Below are 5477 nucleotides of genomic sequence, written 5' to 3'. Positions count from 1 at the left end.
ACCTCCTGAATCTGACCTACACGGACGTAGGAAATGCCATTGTTGTTGGAACTATCAACGGCCATTCAGTCGCGGAATGACGGATCTGGCTCAGATGTTAGACGTAAACTAGCTCGTTTATGTCCAAAAATGAGCTAGCGAGGACTGATAACCTGCTAGAGATTGTTTCGATTAGTCAGGCTTTGGTTTTGGCTTAGGTTGCAGTACCAGCCAAATCTCGCTAACAAGGTGTCACTTGGAACGACGGAGTGCTGGAGAGTGAGTAGAAATGTGGTCATTAGAGTAAACAGCTCAGATAGCGGCAATAACCATTCTAAGTACCGAATAAAAAAGCGGAGCGATCCAGCTCCGCGTACTAAATTATCTGGTCACAACATTAGCCAATGATTAAGCAGGTTAGGCAACCTCGTGGTAATGCTAGCAGAAAATTAACGCTTTCCCCTGTGACCCATTACCACGTCCTAATCATCGAACTAATGCTACTGCGACCAATAAACCGTAACCACTAAGGCGCAATAAGCTGCTCAGGCAGACTAATGCTGTGCATCCTATTCTCACCCCCTTTGGCAACCTTGCCAAAGAAAAATTCTTGTTCAAAGTAGCAATGCCCCAGCTAAAGTTAGCCCAGGGCATTTGCGCTAGAGCGCTTCAAAGTCCTTAGTTAGACCTTGGCTCTTAGCCTCGTTGCGGTTTTGATATAACCAACGGTAAAGTGTCGGTAGCACTAACAGCGTTAGCGCCGTTGAACTAAACAAACCACCAATAATAACCACGGCCAAAGGCTGCTGGATCTCACTACCTACCCCAGAAGAGATTAAGATAGGGATAAGGCCCAGTGCCGAGGTTAATGCTGTCATCAATACCGGGCGTAGACGGCCCACGGTACCCTCATAGACGGCGTCGTAAAGCGACTCATTAGATTCAGTTTTGACACTGGCTCGACGCTGATTTATCGAATCCACCAGCACCACACCATTTAGCACTGCCACACCAAACAGGGTGATAAAGCCAATAGAGCTAGGTACCGAAAGATAAGTACCACTGGCATAAAGCGCCACGACACCACCAATCAGTGCTAACGGGACGTTGGCCATAATGAGCGCCACTTGCTTAATAGAGCCAAAAGAGAAGTATAGCAACAGTGCTATCAACGCTATTGAGATAGGCACTACCAGCATTAGCTTCTGTTGAGCACGCTGTTGGTTCTCATATTGACCACCAACCACCACAGTATAACCAGGTGGTAGCTCTGCTTGTGGGATCACAGCATAGATATCATCTACCACTGAGCCCATATCGCGACCAGCAACGTTAGCTTGTACCACTACGCGGCGCTGCACGTCATCACGGCGAATATTCGGTGGTGCCATTTCAATCACCACATCGGCCACTTCACCTAAACGAACCGTGGCGCCACTCACGCCGGTTAACAGCAAGTCACGTAATGCATCCGGTGCACTGCGGTACTCTTTAGCCAAACGCACATTGATATCGTAACGCGCGTTGCCATCAATCACCTGGCCTGCACTCACACCACCAATACCTTGGCTAATCAGGCTCATGACCTCATCGACGCTGATACCATAACGCGCTAATAGATCACGCTTCGGCCGCACCACTAGCTGTGCTTCACCACTCACCTGTTCTAAAGAAACATCAACTGCACCAGGGATTTTAGTCACTAGGTCGGTTAACACTTGGCCACGCTCAGACAATACATCCAAGTCTGGTCCAAAGATCTTAATCGCTAACTGAGCCTTTACACCTGACAGCAGTTCATCGACACGGGTCGCAATCGGTTGAGAGAAAGTAAACAGTAGTCCAGGATAGATACTGAGTTTCTCCTCCATTTTACGTTGTAGCTCTAAGCGTGTTTCAGCATGCTCCCACTGATCTATCGGCTTAAGACCAATATAGATCTCGATATTGCTCACGGGCTCTGGATCGCCACCTAGCTCAGGGGCGCCAATACGGCTTAGTGCATAATCGACTTCAGGGAACTCGAGCAACATAGCTTCAAGCTTAGGTGCAACATCAAGTGAAGTGGCTAAACTGGCGGTGGGGGCTAGCGTCACACGTAAGTTAATCGTGCCCTCTTCAAGCTCTGGCACAAATTCAGTACCCAATCTTGGTAGCAACATCATGCTCATGGCAAACATCACTACAGCGGTGATAACCACCACTTTAGGACTGGCCATGGTGGCGCTCAATAGCTTGCGATATCCAGCCTCAATAGGCTTAAGTACTGCACTTTCTTTGAGAGTGATACCACTTTTAAACAGGTAAACCGCGATAGCTGGCACTGCGATTAATGCGACTAGCAGCGCCGAGATCATCGCCAAGATAATACTCGTCGCCATCGGTTGGAACAGCTTACCTTCAACACCTTCTAAGGCGAACAAAGGCGCAAACACCACGATAATAATCGCTGTCGCAAAAAAGATAGGACTGCACACCTCTTTCGCAGCCAGCGTAATTCGCATCGCGATGCCACTGCGCTCATCCGCTGCTAAGCCGTCTTCACCTGCATGATGCGGATCATCTTCACCCGAGGCACGTGCTTTTGCTGCTGCTAAATGACGTCTGTCTGGTTGGGTAAGGTGTTTGAAAATATTATCCACCATCACCACTGAGCCATCGACCAACATACCAATCGCGACAGCTAGGCCACCGAGTGACATTAGGTTTGCTGACATTCCGAAGTAAGACATCACCAATAATGCCAATCCAATAGAGACTGGAATCGATAGTAGAACCAGCATCGTCGCGCGGATGTTGACTAAAAATAGCGCTAGGATCACCACAATGAACACAAAGGCCATCAGTAGTGCATCACGTACAGTCTCTACCGCTCTGTTGACGAGATCCGCTTGGTCGTAAAAGACTTCAAACGCGACGCCATCAGGCAATGCTTGCTCTATCAAAGCAGTACGAGCACTAATATCATCGATGGTTGCCTTGGTATTGGCCCCCATACGCTTGAGTACAACGCCAGCAACAACTTCACCCAAGGCTTGTTTGTTGCCCGCCTCATCACGGCGAGTCATTGTCACTGCACCGACACGAATTTCGCTGCCGTATTCAACATTAGCAATATCACTCACTCGCACCGGTGTACCACCAACCTCGGTGAGTGGGATCTGTGTAATCGCTTTTAAACCCGCATCGCCCGCTGGCAGTAGACCATAACCTCGAACCACTAGCTGTTCTTGGCCTTGATCCATAAACCAACCGCCCGAGTTACGGTTATTGCTCTCTAATGCGCTAGTCACCTCCGCCATCGATAAGCCATAACTGCGCATCTTGTTGGGGTCTATCTGAACTTGATATTGACGAACTTCACCACCAAACGATAAGACTTCAGTCACACCGCCGACAGGCATTAGAATCAGCTTAACCAGATAATCGTTTAAGCTTCTTAGTTCAGAGGCATCAACACCAGAGCCGGGTTCTGCACGCAAAATGTACTGATAAATCTGCCCAAGACCTGAGGAGTTAGGACCAATTTCAGGTACACCGACCCCATCTGGGATCATCTCTCTGGCGGCTTGCAACTGTTCAAATACTTGCTGACGAGCAAAGTAGATGTCCGTCCCTTCAGCAAATACCACCGTGACAATCGACAAACCCGTACGAGATAGAGAACGCACCTCGGTAACCGCTGGCAATGCGTACATTGCCGACTCAACCGGATAACTAATTAACTTCTCAACTTCTTCAGCAGCAAGACCTTCTGCGGCGGTATTTACGGTGACCTGAACGTTGGTTACATCAGGAAACGCATCTAAATTTAGATTTGGCAGCATAGCAACACTGCCGAGCACTGCGCCTACTAGCGTCAGCACCACCATCAAACGATTGCGGATCGCCGCATCAATTAATTTCTGTAGCATAGTAACAACCTCTTAATGCGCGTGAATATCAAAGCCTGATTTCGCTTGTTCAGATGACAAAAAGAATGCCCCTGAAACCACGACTTTAGTGCCTGGTGCCAAACCACGAACTAGGTTCATGCCACGTTGACGCTCAACGACCTCTACCTCTTGGGCTTCAAAACCATCTTCATCTTCAATAAACACCTGCCAGTCGCCATCACCACCCCGAGTCAGTGCCGCATCAGGCAATATCACGCCACCTTGTAGTGCATCGGGCAGATAAAGTTCAGCAAACTGTCCGGCGTGCAATACGTGACCTGAGTTTTCGAAACTCACCAATATCTGCTCGGTACGCGTCACACTGTCTAACTCGTGTGAGCGACCAATAATCTTGGCTTCTAGGCTTTTATCACCCACCTTCACAATTGCTTTAGTGCCAATACTCACTTTCTCAGCTTGTGCTGGTGTCAGCTCAGCTTGCACCCATAGATGTGACTCATCGGTTAGCTGCATGAGTACTGTACCCGCTGGAATAACTTGGCCTAACATGGCTAAATCTTGCTGCACACGGCCATTAATAGGCGCTAACAGTTGATAACTACCTATGGTTTCAGGGCTTGAGGCTAACGCCTTAATCTGGCCCGGTGTCATCTTCATCGCTTCGAGTGTGGCGCGCTTAAGCTCCGCATCGACTTGAGCTTGCAGTCTACGACTGGCACTTACCGCACTCTTGCTCATGCGCTTTACTCGGCTCCACTCGGCTTCAGCATTGATATAATCAGCTTGTGCTTGAGCAACGGCAACGCCACCTAAAGTCAGTAAAACATCGCCTTGCTTAACTTCTTGTCCGGGTACCACATTGCGCTTTTGCACACTCACATCAACTTGTGGTGCAATGGTGACTGTACGGTCACGGTCAACCACTAATGTTGCGGTTGCTACGGCTTCTAAACTAAAACTTTGCTCAGTTAAGGTCAGCACCTCTATCCCGGCTAATTCACGCTGCTCCACCGTCAGTTTTAGTGCATCGAGTCCATGCTCTTCTTCTGTTTCTGCTTCACCGACAGCATCATGGCCGTGACCATCGTCTGCTTTAACGTCAGTGCTTACATCCTTGTTAACTGAAGTTTCTTCCGCATGCTCTTGATCATGAGCATGGCCGTCACTCGCATTGGCCATTAGAGGCATAATGAATGCACTGCTTAACGCCATGATTAAACCAAAGCTCATTGCGCGGGTAATCGCATTTAGTCCAAAGACACCCTTTCTAGCGCTCTTGTTTAGTGAATTATTCATTTTTTCTACCGTAATCATATTATTGGTTTTCATATTCAAAGCCCTTACTTAACTGTTGTAGGCGCTGTTTGCGGAAGCTGGCTATTGAGGTAAAACTCGAGTTGCCCACTTGCTCCCATCCATGTCAGCCAGTTTTCATACAGGGCTGATTCCAAAGCGAGTCCAGCCAAATAGCTATTGCTTATCTGTCTCTGGCTTTGTAGGTAATCACTGGTGTTAATATCACCGGCTTTCCATAGCTGAGCCAAATTTTTCACTGCTGCCGCGCCAGTAGTGAGTTAGTACTCACTACTGGCGCGGCAGCAG

3 protein-coding genes are annotated in these 5477 nt (G+C 48.5%); all 3 read right to left on the bottom strand.

Features of this window, described 5'->3' with window-relative positions:
* Nucleotides 1-638: 638 nt before the first annotated feature.
* Genes L2755_RS21705 through L2755_RS21695 form a run of 3 tightly spaced genes read right to left on the bottom strand, consistent with a single transcriptional unit; the run spans nt 639 to nt 5428 of the window.
* Entirely contained in the window at nt 639-3893 is a 3255-nt protein-coding gene (locus tag L2755_RS21705; protein WP_248982721.1) for an efflux RND transporter permease subunit, read from the bottom strand.
* Nucleotides 3894-3905: 12 nt separating this feature from the next.
* The gene (locus tag L2755_RS21700) at nt 3906-5204 is read right to left on the bottom strand and encodes an efflux RND transporter periplasmic adaptor subunit (RefSeq protein WP_248982720.1); all 1299 of its coding nucleotides are present in this window, start codon (nt 5202-5204) and stop codon (nt 3906-3908) included.
* An 11-nt stretch (nt 5205-5215) separates the two neighbouring features.
* Nucleotides 5216-5428 carry a hypothetical protein gene (locus tag L2755_RS21695; RefSeq protein ID WP_428847822.1) on the bottom strand — a complete coding sequence of 71 codons (213 nt, stop codon included), beginning with the start codon at nt 5426-5428 and terminating at the stop codon, nt 5216-5218.
* Between the last annotated feature and the right edge of the window lie 49 nt (nt 5429-5477).

The sequence above is a fragment of the Shewanella abyssi genome (assembly GCF_023284025.1).
Classification (GTDB): Bacteria; Pseudomonadota; Gammaproteobacteria; order Enterobacterales; family Shewanellaceae; genus Shewanella; species Shewanella abyssi.
This window is presented reverse-complemented; position numbering and strand designations above follow the sequence as displayed.